This window comes from Paraburkholderia caballeronis, from assembly GCF_900104845.1.
Classification (GTDB): domain Bacteria; phylum Pseudomonadota; class Gammaproteobacteria; order Burkholderiales; family Burkholderiaceae; genus Paraburkholderia; species Paraburkholderia caballeronis.
The window spans coordinates 750,155-766,922 of sequence record NZ_FNSR01000001.1 but is presented as its reverse complement, the minus strand read 5'-3'; the positions used below and the strand labels follow the sequence as shown (position 1 = coordinate 766,922).

The 16,768-nt window shown below is 67.1% G+C and carries 12 protein-coding genes and 1 pseudogene; 5 read left to right on the top strand and 8 right to left on the bottom strand.

From position 1 onward, the window contains the following. Positions 1-165 precede the first annotated feature (165 nt). The 4 genes and pseudogenes from BLV92_RS03375 to BLV92_RS31370 form a co-directional block, all read right to left on the bottom strand. On the bottom strand, positions 166-5,604 hold the full coding sequence (locus BLV92_RS03375; protein WP_244283740.1) for an autotransporter domain-containing protein: 5,439 nt from the start codon (positions 5,602-5,604) through the stop codon (positions 166-168). Between the two features lie 330 nt (positions 5,605-5,934). Continuing rightward, positions 5,935-6,039: pseudogene (locus BLV92_RS33055) on the bottom strand (ESPR domain-containing protein); the annotation flags it as partial. A 143-nt stretch (positions 6,040-6,182) separates the two neighbouring features. After that, complete coding sequence (locus BLV92_RS31965) at positions 6,183-6,356, bottom strand: hypothetical protein (protein WP_166676723.1); 174 nt, start codon at positions 6,354-6,356, stop codon at positions 6,183-6,185. Positions 6,357-6,666: 310 nt separating this feature from the next. Beyond that, a complete protein-coding gene (locus BLV92_RS31370; RefSeq protein WP_143040641.1) occupies positions 6,667-7,266 on the bottom strand; it encodes a hypothetical protein in 600 nt (199 codons plus the stop codon). Between BLV92_RS31370 and BLV92_RS03370 the strand changes: the two genes are divergently transcribed. The 5 genes from BLV92_RS03370 to BLV92_RS03350 all read left to right on the top strand — a co-directional run bounded on the left by BLV92_RS03370 (position 7,247) and on the right by BLV92_RS03350 (position 11,642). After that, on the top strand, positions 7,247-7,840 hold the full coding sequence (locus tag BLV92_RS03370; protein WP_090542228.1) for an aminodeoxychorismate/anthranilate synthase component II: 594 nt from the start codon (positions 7,247-7,249) through the stop codon (positions 7,838-7,840). The two genes, BLV92_RS31370 and BLV92_RS03370, sit on opposite strands and share 20 nt — an antisense overlap. Before the next feature lie 17 nt (positions 7,841-7,857). Next, the gene (gene trpD / locus BLV92_RS03365) at positions 7,858-8,886 is read left to right on the top strand and encodes an anthranilate phosphoribosyltransferase (protein WP_090546798.1); all 1,029 of its coding nucleotides are present in this window, start codon (positions 7,858-7,860) and stop codon (positions 8,884-8,886) included. 33 nt (positions 8,887-8,919) lie between these two features. After that, the gene (gene trpC / locus BLV92_RS03360; protein ID WP_090542226.1) at positions 8,920-9,705 is read left to right on the top strand and encodes an indole-3-glycerol phosphate synthase TrpC; all 786 of its coding nucleotides are present in this window, start codon (positions 8,920-8,922) and stop codon (positions 9,703-9,705) included. Positions 9,706-9,727: 22 nt separating this feature from the next. Next, positions 9,728-10,363 (top strand): CYTH domain-containing protein, encoded by a 636-nt coding sequence (locus BLV92_RS03355; RefSeq protein WP_090542224.1) that lies wholly within the window; start codon positions 9,728-9,730, stop codon positions 10,361-10,363. A 445-nt stretch (positions 10,364-10,808) separates the two neighbouring features. Continuing rightward, the gene (locus BLV92_RS03350; protein WP_090542223.1) at positions 10,809-11,642 is read left to right on the top strand and encodes a uracil-DNA glycosylase; all 834 of its coding nucleotides are present in this window, start codon (positions 10,809-10,811) and stop codon (positions 11,640-11,642) included. A 113-nt stretch (positions 11,643-11,755) separates the two neighbouring features. Here BLV92_RS03350 and BLV92_RS03345 read toward each other — a convergent pair whose 3' ends face one another. The 4 genes from BLV92_RS03345 to BLV92_RS03330 all read right to left on the bottom strand — a co-directional run bounded on the left by BLV92_RS03345 (position 11,756) and on the right by BLV92_RS03330 (position 16,677). Then, complete coding sequence (locus BLV92_RS03345) at positions 11,756-12,352, bottom strand: FMN-dependent NADH-azoreductase (RefSeq protein WP_090542221.1); 597 nt, start codon at positions 12,350-12,352, stop codon at positions 11,756-11,758. A 165-nt stretch (positions 12,353-12,517) separates the two neighbouring features. Continuing rightward, positions 12,518-14,308 (bottom strand): M61 family metallopeptidase, encoded by a 1,791-nt coding sequence (locus BLV92_RS03340; RefSeq protein ID WP_090542219.1) that lies wholly within the window; start codon positions 14,306-14,308, stop codon positions 12,518-12,520. A gap of 227 nt (positions 14,309-14,535) precedes the next feature. Next, on the bottom strand, positions 14,536-15,267 hold the full coding sequence (locus BLV92_RS03335; RefSeq protein ID WP_090542217.1) for a DsbC family protein: 732 nt from the start codon (positions 15,265-15,267) through the stop codon (positions 14,536-14,538). Positions 15,268-15,504: 237 nt separating this feature from the next. Beyond that, positions 15,505-16,677, bottom strand: coding sequence for a UbiH/UbiF family hydroxylase (locus BLV92_RS03330; RefSeq protein WP_090542215.1), 1,173 nt, complete (start codon positions 16,675-16,677; stop codon positions 15,505-15,507). Positions 16,678-16,768 lie beyond the last annotated feature (91 nt).

The window sequence follows — 16,768 nt, the reverse complement described above, 5'->3', positions numbered from 1 at the left end:
AGAAAACGGAATGGGAGTTTCGCAGAATACCGGATCGGGCCGTTCCCGGATGCGCCGCGCGATCACCGGCATTTCACAACCGGACCGCCTCGGCCGGCGATCCGATTCAATCTGGAAACGACGGGCGCACGCAGCGCGCCCGTCGCCCTTTCCGCACGCTCCCGATCAGAACAACTGGCGCAGACGCAAGCTGCCCGTCTGCGACACGAAGCGCGGCGCTGCCTGCAGCTCGTAGCGGGCCGTCACGGTCAGGTTGTTTGCCTTCAGCACCGTCACGCCGAGCGATACGCTGGCCAGATCCGCCACCGGCGCGGATCCCACCGTGGTAAACGCCGTCTGACCGGTCGGATCGGCAACGAAGCTCGCCGAAGTGACCTGCTTCGCGTGGTCGTACTCGTGGATCCACTTCAGTTGCAGGTCGGGCACGATCACGCCATACGAGGTCTCGAAGCCGCGCTCCAGCTTCATGCCGAGGGCGCTCTTCACCGACGTGCTGTGCGTGCCGTCCACCGACAGCGCCGCGCCGTTGCCGCCGGTTTCCGCATAGCTGTTCTGATGCTGGTAGCTATACGTGAGGCTCGCCAGCGGCGTCAGCGTGAACTGCCCGAGCGCCAGCGGCCAGCCGCCTTCGGCGCTCGCGACATACTGCTGGCCGCTGAACTGGCCGTTCGCCATGCCGGAGAATCCGGGGAAGGCGATCTGGCGCGTCGTGTCGAAGTGCTGCAGCACCACGCCGCCGGACAGGTTCACGTACCACGGCGTCCCCGCATAGCTCGCGTAGCCGATCAGTCCATAGCCGTTCACGCGCGTCGAATCGCCGGCGCTGTTCTCGGTCCCGTCGACCAGCGAGTTGCTGTAGCTGAACACGCCGCCCGCGCGCCAGCGATCGCCGAACGCGCGATCCGCACCGACCAGCAGGCCGGCGTAGTTGGCGCTGTAGCCGTCGACCTGCGCGACCGCTCCCTGCCCCGCATGGCCGCCGAACGCCTGGCCCCAGACGCCCCACTGCGGCGCTGCCTCGCCCGTCGCGATCCCCGACGCCGCCGAACCGTCCGCCTGCGCGAGCCGCAGACTGTCCGAGTGCGCGGCCACGACCGTCAGCACCTCGAAGGTCGGCGCGGCGGCGGCCTGCGAGCCCGCCGCCGAATGTGACGGCGCGAGCTGCGCGCCCACATGGTTGGCCTGGGCCGTCGAGCCGAATGCATTCACCGCGAGCACCGCGTTCTGCAGGTTCATCAGGTTCGAGTTGAACCCGGTGTAGCTCAGCACACCCGTCAGCGACGCGATCGCGTTCGGCGCCGTAGCTGGAGCGCGCGCCGGTGCTGGTGTTGGCGTCGGCGTTGGCGTTGGCGTTGGCGTTGGCGTTGGCGTTGGCGTTGGCGTTGGCGTCGGCGTCGGCGTTGGCGTTGGCGTCGGCGTTGGCGTTGGCGTTGGCGTTGGCGTTGGCGTTGGCGTTGGCGTTGGCGTCGGCGTCGGCGTCGGCGTTGGCGTCGGCGTCGGCGTCGGCGTCGGCGTCGGCGTTGGCGTTGGCGTTGGCGTTGGCGTCGGCGTCGGCGTCGGCGTCGGCGTCGGCGTCGGCGTCGGAGAACAGGTCTCAAGGCACAGTTCGAGAGCCGTGTGGCCCCCGACCGTCACCTGTTGACCGACGATCGTGCCGCCATAACCGTTCGCCGAATAGTTCAGCGTCGCCTCGTTGTAGCTGGCTGCGCCGGCCGTATCCACGACGAGATAACGCTGACCGTCCGTGAACGCATAACCCTGGCTCTTCAGCCCGACCGACGAACCCGATGCGATCGTGGTATTGCCGGTCACCATCAGCTCGCCGTAGTTCGACGCCGAAGTCACGCCCGACAGCAACGTCGCCCCCGCGCCCTGGCTATAGTTGCCCGTGATCGTCATCGGTGCGTTGACCTGCAGCGTCGCGCCGACGTTGTTCACCGTATTGCTGCCCACGTTGATCGCATCGTTCAGCAGCAGGTTGCCCGAGCCGAACACCACGTTGGACGAAGCATTCGCGATGGTGCCGATCGCGCCGTTGACACCGGTCAGGGTGCCGAAGACCGACCCGCTGCCGCCGTTGATGTTCAGGTCGCTGCTGGAAAGATTCGTGATGTTGCCGGCGATGGTCCCGCTGTTGGTGACCGTGCCGAGCACCCCGGAAGCCGCGTTGTACAACGCATAGCTCGAACCGGTCAGCAGACCGCTGTTGGTCAGCGTGCCGATCGAATCGCCGTCGCCGTTGTAGATCCCGGTCCGGCCGCCGATGATCGTGCCGCTGTTGTCGAGCGTGCCGATCGGGCCGTACGCCTGATAGCCGTTATAGATGCCGGCCGTGACGCCGCCGATCAGGCCGCTGTTCGTCAGCAGCGCAATGCTGCCGCCTTCCGCGATGCCGTTCACGCCGCCGACGATCGCCCCGCTGTTGTTCAGCGTGCCGATCGTGCCGTTCAGGTCGGCCACCCCGTTTATGGTGCCGAGGATCACGCCGCTGTTCGCGAGCGCGCCGATCGTGCCGCCCCAGTTCCCAATGCCCGTCTGTTGCCCTGCGATCGTGCCGCCCGCATTGTTGGACAGCGCGCCGATCGTGCCGGTGTTGCTGATGCCGTTGCCCGGATTCGTGCCGTCGCCGATCACCCCGCCAGCCGCGTTCGTCAGCGCGGCGATGGTCCCGGCGTTCACGATGCCGGTGTAGCCGCTGATCGTGCCGCTGTTGGCGATCGTGCCGAGCACGCCGCCGTTCGCGTTGTACAGCGCGTAACTCGCGCCGGTCAGCAGACCGCTGTTGGTCAGCGTACCGATCAGATCGCCGTTGCCGTTGTAGATCCCGGTCCGGCCGCCGCTGATCGTGCCGCTGTTGTCGAGCGTGTCGATCGGCGCAAATACCTGATAGGCGTTGTTGACGCCGATCGTGCCGCCGGTGATCGTGCCGCTGTTGCTGAGCAACGTAATGCTGCCGCCTTCCGCGACGCCGTTCGCGCCGCCGCTGATCAACCCGCTGTTGGTCAGCGTGCCGATCGTGCCGTTCAGGTCCACTACCCCGTTCGAATTGCCCTGGATCGTGCCGCTGTTAGTCAGCGTGCCGATCGTGCCCGACCAGTTCCCAACCCCCGTCCAGCCACCGCTGATCGCACCGCCCGCGTTGTTGGTCAGCGCGCCGATCGAGCCGGTGTTGCCGATGCCGTTGCCCGGATTCGCGCCGTCGCCGATCACCCCGCCATCCGCGTTCGTCAGCGCGGCGATGGTCCCGGCGTTCACGATGCCGGTGTAGCCGCTGATCGTACCGCTGTTGGTGATCGTGCCGAGTACGCCGCCGTTCGCGTTGTACAGCGCGTAACTCGCGCCGGTCAGCAGACCGCTGTTGGTCAGCGTACCGATCAGATCGCCGTTGCCGTTGTAGATCCCGGTCCGGCCGCCGCTGATCGTGCCGCTGTTGTCGAGCGTGTCGATCGGCGCAAATACCTGATAGGCGTTGTTGACGCCGATCGTGCCGCCGGTGATCGTGCCGCTGTTGCTGAGCAACGTAATGCTGCCGCCTTCCGCGACGCCGTTCGCGCCGCCGCTGATCAACCCGCTGTTGGTCAGCGTGCCGATCGTGCCGTTCAGGTCCACTACCCCGTTCGAATTGCCCTGGATCGTGCCGCTGTTAGTCAGCGTGCCGATCGTGCCCGACCAGTTCCCAACCCCCGTCCAGCCACCGCTGATCGCACCGCCCGCGTTGTTGGTCAGCGCGCCGATCGAGCCGGTGTTGCCGATGCCGCTTCCGATCGTCGAGCCGACGCCGATCAGGCCGCCGTCATCGTTGGTCAGCGCGGCAATCGTGCCGCTGTTCACGATGCCGGTATTGCCGGTGATGGTGCCGCTGTTGCTCAGCGTGCCGATCGCGCCGGTGTTGTAGATGCCCGTGCTGCCGCCGCTGATGGAGCCGGTGTTCCCGAGCGAACCGATCGCGCCCCGGGTATAGACCCCGAACTGCCCCGCGGTGACGGTTCCGCTGTTGTCGAACGAGCCAATGCTGCCCGCCGTGCCGACGTAGACGCCCCGCGAGTTCGAACCGCTCGCGCCGATGAACAGACTGTTCGTCAACGACGCGATCGTGCCCGTGTTGAATACGCCGTTCGCCCCCGCGCCGACACCCACGATCGAGCCATTGTTGACGACCGCGGAAAGGGTCCCGCCGCTGTTGTCGATGCCTGCCGCGCCACTGCCGTCCGCCTCGATGTAGCCGGTGTTGGTGAGCGTCCCGATCGTCCCCTGGTTGTAGATGCCCGTGGCGGACGCACTGGCGGTAACGGTAATCGTGCCGCTGTTTCCGATGGAGCCGATCGTCTGATAGTTCGCGATCCCCATCGGGTTCGGCGCCAGCGCGGTTTCTCCAGCGCCATCGGTGTTCCCGGTCGAGCTGTCCACCACGAGCGAGCCGGCGTTCTGAACGCTGTCGATCGTCCCGTTGTTGGCGACGGCCTGGCCTCGATCGCTGCTGGCGTAGATCGTGCCGCCGGCGTTGTTGACGATGGTGCCGATGGACGCCTCGTTGTCCACGCTGCGCCGCAGCGCCGAGATGGACCCGTAGTTCGACAGCAGCGTGATCGATCCGTTGTTGCCGATCGCCTCGTCGACGGCTGTGCCGCCGATGATGCCGCTGTTATCAATCGCGCCGAGCACGCCGCCATTCGCGTTGGTCAGCGCGCCAATCGTGGCGGACTCAGCGTTGTAGATGCCGGTGCTGCCGCCGATCGTGCCGCTGTTCGTCAGCGTGCCGATCACTGCGTTCGTCCTGTTGGCAATCCCCGATCCGCTGGCGGTGATCGTGCCGCTGTTCGTCAGCACGCCGATCGTGCCGCGGTTCACGACGGCTTCATAGAAGCCGCTGATGGTCCCGTTGTTGATCAGCGTGCCGATCGTGCCGACGGCCGCGGTGTCCAACCCGTAGATCATACTGGTCATGAGACCGCTATTGGTCAGCGTGCCGATCGTGCCGCTGTCGTAGAGGCTGCTGCTGCCGCCGCTGATCGTGCCGCCCGCATTGTTCGTCAGCGCCCCGATCGTGCCGGCATTCAGGATGCCCATGCTGCTGCCGCTGATCGTGCCGCCCGCATCGTTGGTCAGTGCCCCGATCGTGCCGACGTTCATGATGCCGAGATTGCCGGCAATGGTGCCGCTGTTGGTGATCGCGCCGAACACGCCGCCGTTCACGTTGTACAGCGCGTAACTCGCGCCGGTCAGCAGACCGCTGCTGGTCAGCGTGCCGATCAGATCGCCGTTGCCGTTGTAGATCCCGGTCCGGCCACCGCTGATCGTGCCGCTGTTGTCGAGCGTGTCGATCGGCGCAAATACCTGATAGGCGTTGTTGACGCCGATCGTGCCGCCGCTGATCGTGCCGCTGTTGCTCAGCAACGCGATGCTGCCGCCTTCCGCGATGCCGTTCACGCCGCCATGGATCAACCCGCTGTTGGTCAGCGTGCCGATCGAACCGTTCAGGTCCACCACTCCGTTCGAATTGCCCTGGATCGTGCCGCTGTTCGTGAGCGTGCCGATCATGCCTGACCAGTTCGCGACACCCGTCTGGCTACCGCTGATCGCGCCGCCCGCATTGTTCGTCAGCACGTCGATCGTGCCGCCGTTATTGATACCGGGACTACTGCCGGTGATCGTTCCGCTGTTGGTCAGCGTGCCAAGGTGACTGCCGCTATGACCGACGATGCCGGCGGTTCCGGCGGTTCCGCTGGCGCCAGCAACAACTCCCGTGACTGTCAGGCTGGGAAGCGCCGTGCTGTTGTCCCAAGTGTAATCAGTATTATCGGCACCGCCGTTGACGGCGAAACCCGGGTCCGCCATCGCCCCCTGCGCCGTCATGGACAGGGCCGCAGCCAAAGCCAGCGTCAGAGCCTTCGGCGGCGTGCTCAAGTCCGCATGCCCACGGATGGAATCGCTGATACGGCTATCCGCTCCCGACCGCTTGCCCTGCGTGCGAGCCAATTCCGAAACCGCCTGGAACATGCCCAGACCCGCGTTCCACACGACGCGATAAACGTGATTCATCCCCGACAACTCCCCGATACGATTTGTATTTGAATTACTGGCCGCCACGCGCTTCGGGCGCCGGGCTGGTCTATGTGCATTATCTGTATTTGTCGGGACGTGGTCCGCGTCCTCTGTTCACGCGGACACGATCCGCGAGCGGCCTACGGGCAACACTCCATCAGAAAACCGTGCAGCGGATGATCGCTGCGAATGCGCACGGCCGCGACGACGGCCCCGGAAGAAGCAAGGGCGCGGGCGAAATCATGCGCAATGGCGTGCGTCACCCGCACCGCGAATGAAGTAATCGTGTTGAACCAGGAGATGCTGACCGGCATGATTCCCCGACGCTGGATTTTTCTTGAACGCCGCCCGTCCATTCGACGCCGTCTTGCCGGCGCCGCCACCGGCGATTTTATTGGGCGCGCGTGCGCATTATCGCAAAGCTTACACTGAATTCCGCCGTCAATTATGCTGTCGGAGAGTGGCAATCTGTTGAATTTCACACGCGACGCGGACCCGCTTTTTGTTATAGCCAACGGTCGCGATCCGATACCGCCCGAACAGGATAAAAGGCATTCGCGATCGCGCGGCGGGCGTTGCACGCCAGCCTGCCTCGGGTATCCGCCTGCCACTCCCCGCAATCCGCTACCGGCCAATTCCGCAAACGTTTTCTATATCGTTTTTTTTCGCGCATTTTCGAAATTGCAGGAATAATCCGCAACGAGGTTTTATTGCCCGTGACCACGCCGGCAGTGAATCGCATTCGATATTGTCCAACCCCGGCCGGGCTAAACGGCCCCTGGCCGGAAGTCGATCATGATGAGCAACGCGCCGCCGGCTCTTGTTGTAAAAGTGCCACCCGTGCTCGATGAACGCGTCGACCCCGGCGCCGCCAGGACCGGACCCACGACCACCCCGCACAACCAGCGCATAACCCAGGCAACCGTCAATCCCGCGCGATGGTCCGGCTGGACATGACAGAAAAGATACAGCGCCCGATTCCTTGGTAGAATCATCTCCGTCATGCGTAACCGCTCCCGCTTCCCCTCCGTCCTGCTTTTCTTTGGTTGGCGTTAAGCCAGCCAATATCTTCCATTGCGCCCGCACGGGCTCGCCGTCGTTCGCTTCGCCGCTGAGGCTTGAGACGAAACGACGGCCGAAATCCAGACTTTTTCCGCCCGACAACCGCGGAAAGCTCAATAAAATCATCCAGTTGGGGCAAGCCATGCTTCTGATGATCGACAACTACGACTCCTTTACCTACAACATCGTCCAGTATTTCGGCGAACTCGGCGAAGACGTCCACACGTACCGCAACGACGAAATCACACTGGACGACATCGCGAAGCTGAACCCCGAGCGCATCTGCCTGTCGCCGGGGCCGAGCAACCCGCAGCACGCGGGCATCACGCTCGCGGTGCTGCGCGAATTCTCCGGCCAGATTCCGATTCTCGGCGTGTGCCTCGGCCATCAGGCGATCGGCGAGGCGTTCGGCGGCCGCGTCGTGCGCGCGCAGACGATCATGCACGGCAAGGTGAGCCAGATCGAAACCGACTGCCGCGGCGTGTTCGCGGACCTGCCGAAGCACTTCGACGTGACGCGCTACCATTCGCTCGCGATCGAGCGCGACACGCTGCCCGACTGCCTCGAAGTGTCCGCGTGGACCGACGACGGCGAGATCATGGGCGTGCGCCATCGCGAACTCGCGGTCGAAGGCGTGCAGTTCCATCCGGAGTCGATCCTGTCCGAGCACGGCCACGCGCTGCTCGAAAACTTCCTGAAGCAGACGAAGCGCGCGGGCTCGCCGCGCCCCGCATGAGCACGGAGGCCAACGCGATGATCACCCCACAGGAAGCGCTGCAACGCACGATCGAGCACCGCGAGATCTTCCACGACGAGATGCTGCACCTGATGCGCCTCATCATGCGCGGCGAACTTTCGCCCGTGCTGTCGGCGGCGATCATCACGGGCCTGCGCGTGAAGAAGGAAACGATCGGCGAGATCACCGCCGCCGCGACCGTCATGCGCGAGTTCGCGAATCACGTGATCGTGCCGGACAACTCGAACTTCATCGACATCGTCGGCACCGGCGGCGACGGCTCGCACACGTTCAACATCTCGACCGCGACGATGTTCGTGTCCGCGGCGGCCGGCGCGCGCGTCGCGAAGCACGGCAACCGCAGCGTGTCGAGCAAGTCGGGCAGCGCGGACGTGCTGGAGGCGCTCGGCGTGAACATCGACCTGCAGCCGGATCAGGTGGCCGCGTCGATCGCCGAAACCGGGATGGGCTTCATGTACGCGCCGAACCATCATCCGGCGATGAAGAACATCGCGCCGGTGCGCCGCGAACTCGGCGTGCGGACGATCTTCAACATCCTCGGCCCGCTGACGAACCCGGCCGGCGCGCCGAACCAGTTGATGGGCGTGTTCCACCCGGACCTCGTCGGCATCCAGGTGCGCGTGATGCAGCGGCTCGGCGCGAAACACGTGCTCGTCGTGTACGGCAAGGACGGGATGGACGAGGTGTCGCTCGGCGCGGGCACGCTGGTCGGCGAACTGCGCGACGGCGAGATCCGCGAATACGAACTGCACCCGGAAGACTTCGGTTTGCAGATGGTGTCGAACCGCACGCTGAAGGTCGAGAACGCCGAAGAATCGAAGGCGATGCTGCTCGGCGCGCTGAACAACAAGCCGGGCGTCGCGCGCGAGATCGTCGTGCTGAACGCCGGCACCGCGCTCTACACCGCGAACGTGGCCGCGTCGGTCGCGGACGGCATCGCGCTCGCGCGCGAAGCGATCGAGAGCGGCCGCGCGCGCGAGAAAGTCGACGAACTGATACGCTTCACGCAGCAGTTCAGGCGTTGAGCGGTTCCACGCATCCAGATTCACGAAACAGACATGAGCAACATTCTCGACAGGATCATCGCGGTCAAGCACGAAGAAGTGCGCGCCGCGCAACAGAGCGCGCCGCTCGAAGAACTGCGGCTCGAAGCGTCGTCGCGCGATCTGCGCGACTTCGTCGGCGCGCTGCGCGCGAAGCATCTGGACGGCCACGCGGCGGTGATCGCCGAAGTGAAGAAAGCGAGCCCGTCGAAGGGCGTGCTGCGCGAGCACTTCGTACCGGCCGACATCGCACGCTCGTACGCAAAACACGGCGCCGCGTGCCTGTCGGTGCTGACCGACGTGCAGTTCTTCCAGGGCAGCGCCGCGTATCTGGAAGAGGCGCGCGCCGCGTGTGCGCTGCCGGTGCTGCGCAAGGACTTCATCGTCGATCCGTACCAGATCGTCGAGGCGCGCGCGATGGGCGCCGACGCGATCCTGCTGATCGCGGCCGCGCTCGATCCGGGCCACATGCGCGACCTCGAAGCGTTCGCGCATTCGCTCGGCCTCGCGGTGCTGGTCGAAGTGCACGACGGCGAAGAACTGAAGCACGCGCTGACGCTGAAGACGCCGCTGATCGGCATCAACAACCGCAACCTGCGCACGTTCGAAACGACGCTGCAAACGACGATCGACATGCTGGACGACGTGCCGGACGATCGCATCGTCGTCACCGAGTCAGGCATCCTGTCGCGCGACGACGTCGAGCGGATGCGCTCGCTCGGCGTGCATACGTTCCTCGTCGGCGAGGCGTTCATGCGCGCGGAGCAGCCGGGCGCGGAGCTTGCACGGATGTTTTTCTGACACCGCGCGACGGAGACGGACGATGGGCATCGAGCGCGAAATCAAGCTGGCGCTGCCGCGCGGCCAGGTGGACGCGGCGCTGCGTTTCTTCGCGGCGCGCGCGGGCGCGCCGGGCCGCGACGTGCGGCTGGAGAACGTCTACTTCGACACGCCGCGACTGACGCTGTCGGCCGCGAAAAGCGCGCTGCGGCTGCGCCGCACGCCGGACGGCTGGCTGCAGACGTTCAAGACGGTCGGCGTGTCGCAGAACGGGCTGCACGAGCGGCATGAATGGGAAATGCCGGTCGCCGGAGCCGCGCTCGAAGCGGACCGGGTGATCGCGGAATGCGAGCAGTCCGGCGAGGCGGCGGTTGCCGCCGCGCTGCGCGACGCCGCGCCTTCGCTGATCGCGCTGTTTCGCACCGACTTCACGCGCACGCTGTGGACGCTCGACACCGGCAACGCGCAGGTCGAGGCGGCGGTGGATCAGGGCGAGGTGGTCGCGGACGTGAACGGCGAGACGCGCCGGACGCCGATCTGCGAGATCGAGCTCGAACTGAAGGACGGCGACGAAGCGGCGCTGCATACGCTGGCCGCCGAACTGACCGCCGCGTTGCCCGGCCTCGCGCCGGACGACGTCAGCAAGGCGCAGCGCGGATACCGGTTGCGCGAAGGTTGATTGGGCGCGGCGGGGCGTGCGAACCGCGTATGCCATGGATGCTTCATCGGCAACCGGCGGCAACCAGCGGCAAAGATCCGATGTCGTTCGCACCAGCCTGACCGCGGTGACCTAACCGCAATGCAACCGAGCCAGCGCCCGCGTCGACGCTTACGAACGAACGAGCCGATCCCGACGGCGCCGGTCACAATGCAGCGGTGCCGACAGGAACATCGGCGCTCGCAGGTCATCCACTGCGCCGGCCTTGCCGGTGCTCACGACGCAGCGGTATCGACCGCCGCCGACACTCGCGCAACGGCGAATACTCGCGCAACCCGACCGCTCCGGCCGATGCACCGCGCCGCCAGCGCCGTCGCGCCCATGGCACCGTCATCAAACTCGCCACATCAGCGCGCAGCCCTCCCGCCATTGAACCGCCGCCCGTTTGCTGCGACACTTGCCGCCCATGACTTCCGCCAAACGTTCCCGCACCGAACCGTCGCCGCAGGCGTCGCTGTTCGGCGACGACAGCGCGTCAGCAGCGCCCTCGTCGTCGGCGCAGACATCCGCAGCCGCCCCCCTCCCGCGCCTCGAAACCCAGTTCGACGCGCTGCCGTCCGCATGGCGCGACCTGCTGCGTCCGTTCGTCGAAAGCGACGGCTACGCGCCGCTGTGCCGTTTCGTCGATGACGAGCGCGCGGCCGGCAAAACCGTCTATCCGGCCGACGTGTTCCGCGCGCTGCGTCTCACGTCGCCGGACGACGTGAAGGTCGTGATCCTCGGCCAGGACCCGTATCACGGCGAGGATCGCGGCACGCCGCAGGCGCACGGACTCGCGTTCTCGGTGCCGCCGTCGGTGCGTCCGCCGCCGTCGCTGCGCAACATTTTCAAGGAAATCGCCGCGAGCCTCGGCATCGCACAGCCGGCTCACGGCTGCCTCGACGCATGGGCGCGCCAGGGCGTGCTGCTGCTGAACACCGTGCTCACCGTCGAGCGCGATCGCGCGGCGAGCCACGCGAAACGCGGCTGGGAACGCTGCACGGACACGCTGATCCACGAACTCGCGACGCGTCACGAGCATCTGGTGTTCATGCTGTGGGGCGCGCACGCGCAGGCGAAACGCGCGCTGCTCGGCGGCCGGCCGCATTGCGTGCTCGAAGCGCCGCATCCGTCGCCGCTGTCCGCGCACCGCGGTTTCCTCGGCTGCGGGCATTTCGCGCAGGCGAACGAGTATCTGCGCCTGCACGGCCGCCAGCCGATCGACTGGCGCCTGCCGGACGAAGCGGAAGTGCTCGCGTAATCGCCGCAAGGCACGGCCGGTAAAGCGAAAAAAGCCACGTTCGACGTGGCTTTTTTCATGCTGCGATCGGGAACGGCGCGTTGTCGCCCCGCTCCCGACGATGCCGCCGCGGCCTAAACCGCGGCGATTGCGTCGCGCGCGTTCGCGAGACCGGCGCTCTGCGCTTCCGGACCCATGTTCAGGCCTTCCGCATAGATGAACGTCACGTCGGTCATGCCGAGGAAACCGAGGAACGTGCGCAGGTACGGCGTCTGGCTGTCGTTCGGCGTGCCGGCGTACAGGCCGCCGCGCGGCGCGACGACGAACACCTTCTTGCCCGTCACGAGGCCTTCCGGACCTTGCGCGCCGTAGCGGAACGTGATGCCCGCGCGCGCGATCCAGTCGAAGTACGTCTTCAGTTGCGACGACACGCCGAAGTTGTACAGCGGCGCGCCGATCACGACGACGTCGGCGGCTTGCAGTTCGGCAATCAGCGCCTCGCTGCGCGCGGCGATCGCCTGCTGTTCCGGCGTGCGCTGCTCGGCCGGCGTGAAGAACGCGCCGAGCACGGCGTCGTCGAGATGCGGCAGCGGTGCGCTTTGCAGGTCGCGCGAAACGACCTTCGCGCCCGGATTCGCTTGTTGCAGCTTCGCGGTCAGTTCACCGACCAGCAGTGTCGATTGCGCACCTTGCGAGCGCGCGGCGGAATTGATTTGCAGGATCGTGGTCATGGATGGCTCCATCGGGTTTGTGCCGCGCAGGGCCTGCGCGAGTGGGAGCCATTGTGTTTTTTTGCCGACCGCCGAAAAAGAGGCCCGGCCATGACGGATCGTTGCACGGGTGGGACAATGGGCGGCCATCGACCCGCCCGGCCGCCGCCCGGCGCAACGATCGGATCAGCTTGCGAGCCAACGGTCGCGCAACGCGCGCGCGGCCGTGCGCTTGTCCGCGACCGTCAACCTGTAGCGCGCGACTTCGGGCGCATCAAGCGACACGCGCACGACGCGCAGTTCGTCGCGCCGGAACGCGTGCACCTCGACCTTCGCGCCCGGCTGGTAACGCGCGAGCAGCGCGTCGAGATTCGCGCCGGTCACGCGCAGCCCGTCGAGCGCGATCAGCACGTCGCCCGCCGACAGTCCCGCCTTCTGCGCGGCGCCGCCTTCGTGGACCACCGCGAGCGTCGCGTCCGCGCCGCCGCGCAGACGCGCGCCGAGCGACGGGCGCGCGCCCTTGTCCGGTTCGCCGTCGAGCGCGACGCCGAACGGTTCGAGCAGCGCCGCGAGCGGCAGGTCGCGCGTGCCGCGCACCGCGTCGTCGAACAGCGCGCCGAGCTGCACGCCGGTCGCCTCGGCGATCAGCGCGTCGACTTCGTCCTCGCCGACGCCGACCGGCTTGCCGCGATAGAAGTCGCGCCCGTAACGCTGCCACAACAGCCGCATCACGTCGTCGAGCGACTTGCGCCCGCCGGTCTGCGCGCGGATCGACAGGTCGAATGCCAGCGCGACCAGCGAGCCCTTCGTGTAGTAGCTGACGATCGCGTTCGCCGCGTTCTCGTCCTGCCGGTAGTACTTGACCCACGCGTCGAACGAGCTTTCCGCGACGCTCTGCTTCAGCCGGCCCGCGCCGCGCAGCACGCCGCCGATCGTCTTGCCGACGAGGCCGAAATACTCGTCCTGCGAGATCAGGCCGCTGCGCACCAGCATCAGGTCGTCGTAGTAAGACGTGAAGCCTTCGAACAGCCACAGCAGCGACGTGTAGTTCTCGCTCGTCAGGTCGTACGGCGCGAACGCGGCCGGCTTGATCCGCTTCACGTTCCACGTGTGGAAGTATTCGTGGCTGCACAGCCCGAGATACGTGCGATAACCCTCGGTCGTCTCGCTTCGCCCCTTCACCGGCAGGTCGGTGCGATTGCAGATCAGCGCCGTCGACGCGCGATGTTCGAGGCCGCCGTAACCGTCGCTGACCGCCTGCGTCATGAACACGTAGCGTTCCACCGGCGCGCGTTTCGTGCGCGGCTCGAACAACGCGATCTGCGCTTCGCACACGCGTTTCAGATCGGCCGCGAGCCGCTCGATGTCGAGCGCGATCACCCGGCCCGCGATCACGATGTCGTGCGGCACGCCGTGCGCCTTGAAGCTCGCGAGCGTGAATTCGCCGAGCGTCACCGGATGATCGACCAGCTCGTCGTAGCTCGACGCGACGTATTCGCCGAAGCCGTAGCGCTTCGTGCCGCGCGCTTCCGCGAGCGCGGTCGCGACGCGCCAGTGCCGGTACGCGTGGCCGTCCGGCCGCTGAATCTCGACCACGCACTGCGCCTCCTCGTGGCCCAGCGCCGCGAGAAACACGCTCGTGCCGTTGAAGAAGCCGACCGTATCGTCGAGATGCGCGGCGCGCACCGACAGGTCCCACGCGTACACGTCGTAGCGCAGCGTCAGCGCGCCCTTCACCGGCGCGGCCTGCCACGCGTGTTTGTCGGTCTTCGTCACGCGCACCTTGCGGCCCGCGTCGTTGAACGCGCGCAGCGTCACGATGTTGCGCGCGAACTCGCGCACCATGTAGCTGCCCGGAATCCACACCGGCAGCATGAAACGCTGGCCGTCCGGCGCGGGATCGTCGATGGTCAGCGTCACTTCGAACAGATGCGCGGCAGGATGCTTCGGGACGATGGTGTATCGGATCGGCTTCATCGACGGGATCGGTGGCTAGGATTCGGAACCGCGCGCCGCGGCGGCGGCGCTGCGAACGGCGTGCGCGCGGCGCGGACTGCGGGGACGCACGCGGCGGGCATCGGGAACGGCGGGACGGCCAGGGTGAACGACAAGGGCGAACGACAGGGTGAATGGCAACGGTGACGACTGCGGCTTCGCGCGACGGGCGACGCCCGCCGCCGCGAAGCGAAGAACGACGGCGACGCTCAGCGGACCGCGTTCAGCTCGCGATCGAGCCGGTCCGCCTGCACGGCGCCCGGCAGACGGCGGCCGTCCGCGAGGAAGATCGTCGGCGTGCCGTTGACGTTCATCTTCGCGCCGAGCGACAGGTTGCTGTCGATCGCGGCGGTATCGCAGGTGCCGGCGGCGCTCGGCGCGCGCCGGTCGAGCATCCACGACTCCCATGCCTTCGCGCGGTCGGACGAGCACCAGATCGACTTCGCCTTCGCGGTCGAGTCCGGCGACAGCACCGGGTACAGGAACGTGTACACCGTCACGTTGTCGACCGACTTCAGCGTGGTTTCGAGCTGATGGCAATACGGGCAGTTCGGGTCCGAGAACACCGCGATCTTGCGGCTGCCGTTGCCCTTCACGACCTTCACCGCGTCCGCGAACGGCAGGCTCGCGAAGTCGATCCGGTTCAGGTCGCTCAGGCGCGCGTCGGTGAGATTGCGGCGCGTCTTCGAATCGACGAGGTCGCCGAGCAGCAGGTAGTCGCCGTTCGCGTCGCTATAGATGATCTGCGTGCCGAGGTTCACCTCGTACAGCCCGGCAATCGGCGACTTCGCGATGCCCTTGATCGACGCATCGGAGCCGAGCCGCGACTGCAACGTGGCCTTGAGGCGGTCGGTCGTCTGGTCGGCCTGCGCGGAACAGCCGAGCGCCGCGGCCGCCACCGCGAGCACCAGCGCCGCAATACCACGGATTCGCTTTTGCATGTGTTGCTTCCAGGTTCTGTGTTCTGTCGCGCGCGCCGTTCGCGCGGCGGGTTGAGTGTCGCGCCGGGGCGTCGGCCGATGCGGTTTCCGTTATCGCTTCCGTTGCCGGACATCCGCACCGATCGGTTCGATCGGTTCGATCGGCGCCGGGCGCGGCGGGCCGTCACCGTCCAGCCGCCCATTCTGACGCCCCGCCGGCAGACCCGCAACCGCGCGGCGCGCGCCCTGCCCTGTGGTTCAGCCGAGCGCCGACGCGACGAGCCAGCGTTTGACGAGCGGCTGCGAGCCGACGAGCGCCATGCCGGTGTTGCGCACCACCCGCGCAATCGTACCGGGAATCGAAAAGACCCGTTGCAGGCCGTCGGTCGCGACGACGAGCTTGCGGATGTCCTCGCGGCGGCCGCGCTCGTAGCGGCGCAGCAGCACCGTGTCGCCGAGTCTGCGGAACGCTTCCTTCTGCGTGACCACGTCCACGAGCGCCGCGACGTCGCGCAGGCCGAGGTTCACGCCCTGGCCCGCGAGCGGGTGGATCAGGTGCGCGGCGTCGCCGACCAGCGCGACGCGCGGCGCGATCAGCCGGTCGACCGTCTGCAGCGCGAGCGGAAAACCGCGCGCGGGGGTCACGCAGTCGAGCGCGCCCGGATGGCCGAGCGTCACGCGCTCGACTTCGGCCGCCAGCTGCTGCGGTTCGAGCTTCAGCAGCGCGTTTGCATGTTCGGTCTGCGCGGACCACACGAGCGACACGTGATTGTCCGGCAGCGGCAGCAGCGCGATGATCTCGCCGTCGCGGAACCACTGGTACGCGGTTTCGCCGTGCGGACGCTCCGCGCGGAAGTTCGCGACGACGCCGGTCTGCCGGTAGTCGCGCCGTTCGACCTTCGAGCCGATCTGCGCGCGCAGCCACGAATGGGCGCCGTCCGCGCCGACCGCGAGGTCCGCTTCGATCACGCGGCCGTTCGCGAGGCCGATCACCGCCGCGTCGCCGGTCGCGTCGAACGACTGCGCGCGCGCATCGACCCACGTGAGATTCGGCTGGAAGTGCAGCGCGGCGTCGAGCGCGCGCTCGATCACCGACGATTCGGCGATCCACGCGAGTTGCGGCACCGACGCCTGATACGCGGAGAAGTGCAGTTCGGCCGCCGCGTCGCCGAACACGCGCATGTCGTAGACCGGCGCGAGGCGCGCGGCATCGATCGCCTGCCAGACCCGCAGCCGCTCCAGCAGCGCCTGCGAACTGCCGGACAGCGCATAAACGCGCGCGTCGAAAACCGCGCCGGGCGGCAGCGGCGCGCAAGGCTGCGCGAGCAGCGCGACGCGCAGGCCGCCTTGCGTCAGCGCGAGCGCGGCCGACTTGCCGACAAGCCCGCCGCCGATCACGGCGACATCGAAAGTCTGGGTGGATGCAGTCATCCGCGCATTATAGCCGGGGGCTCTCGCCCCAAAACCCGCGGGCGGCATCGGCTTGCGGTACGGCAACCGGCTGCCTCCGGCGCCCGCATTC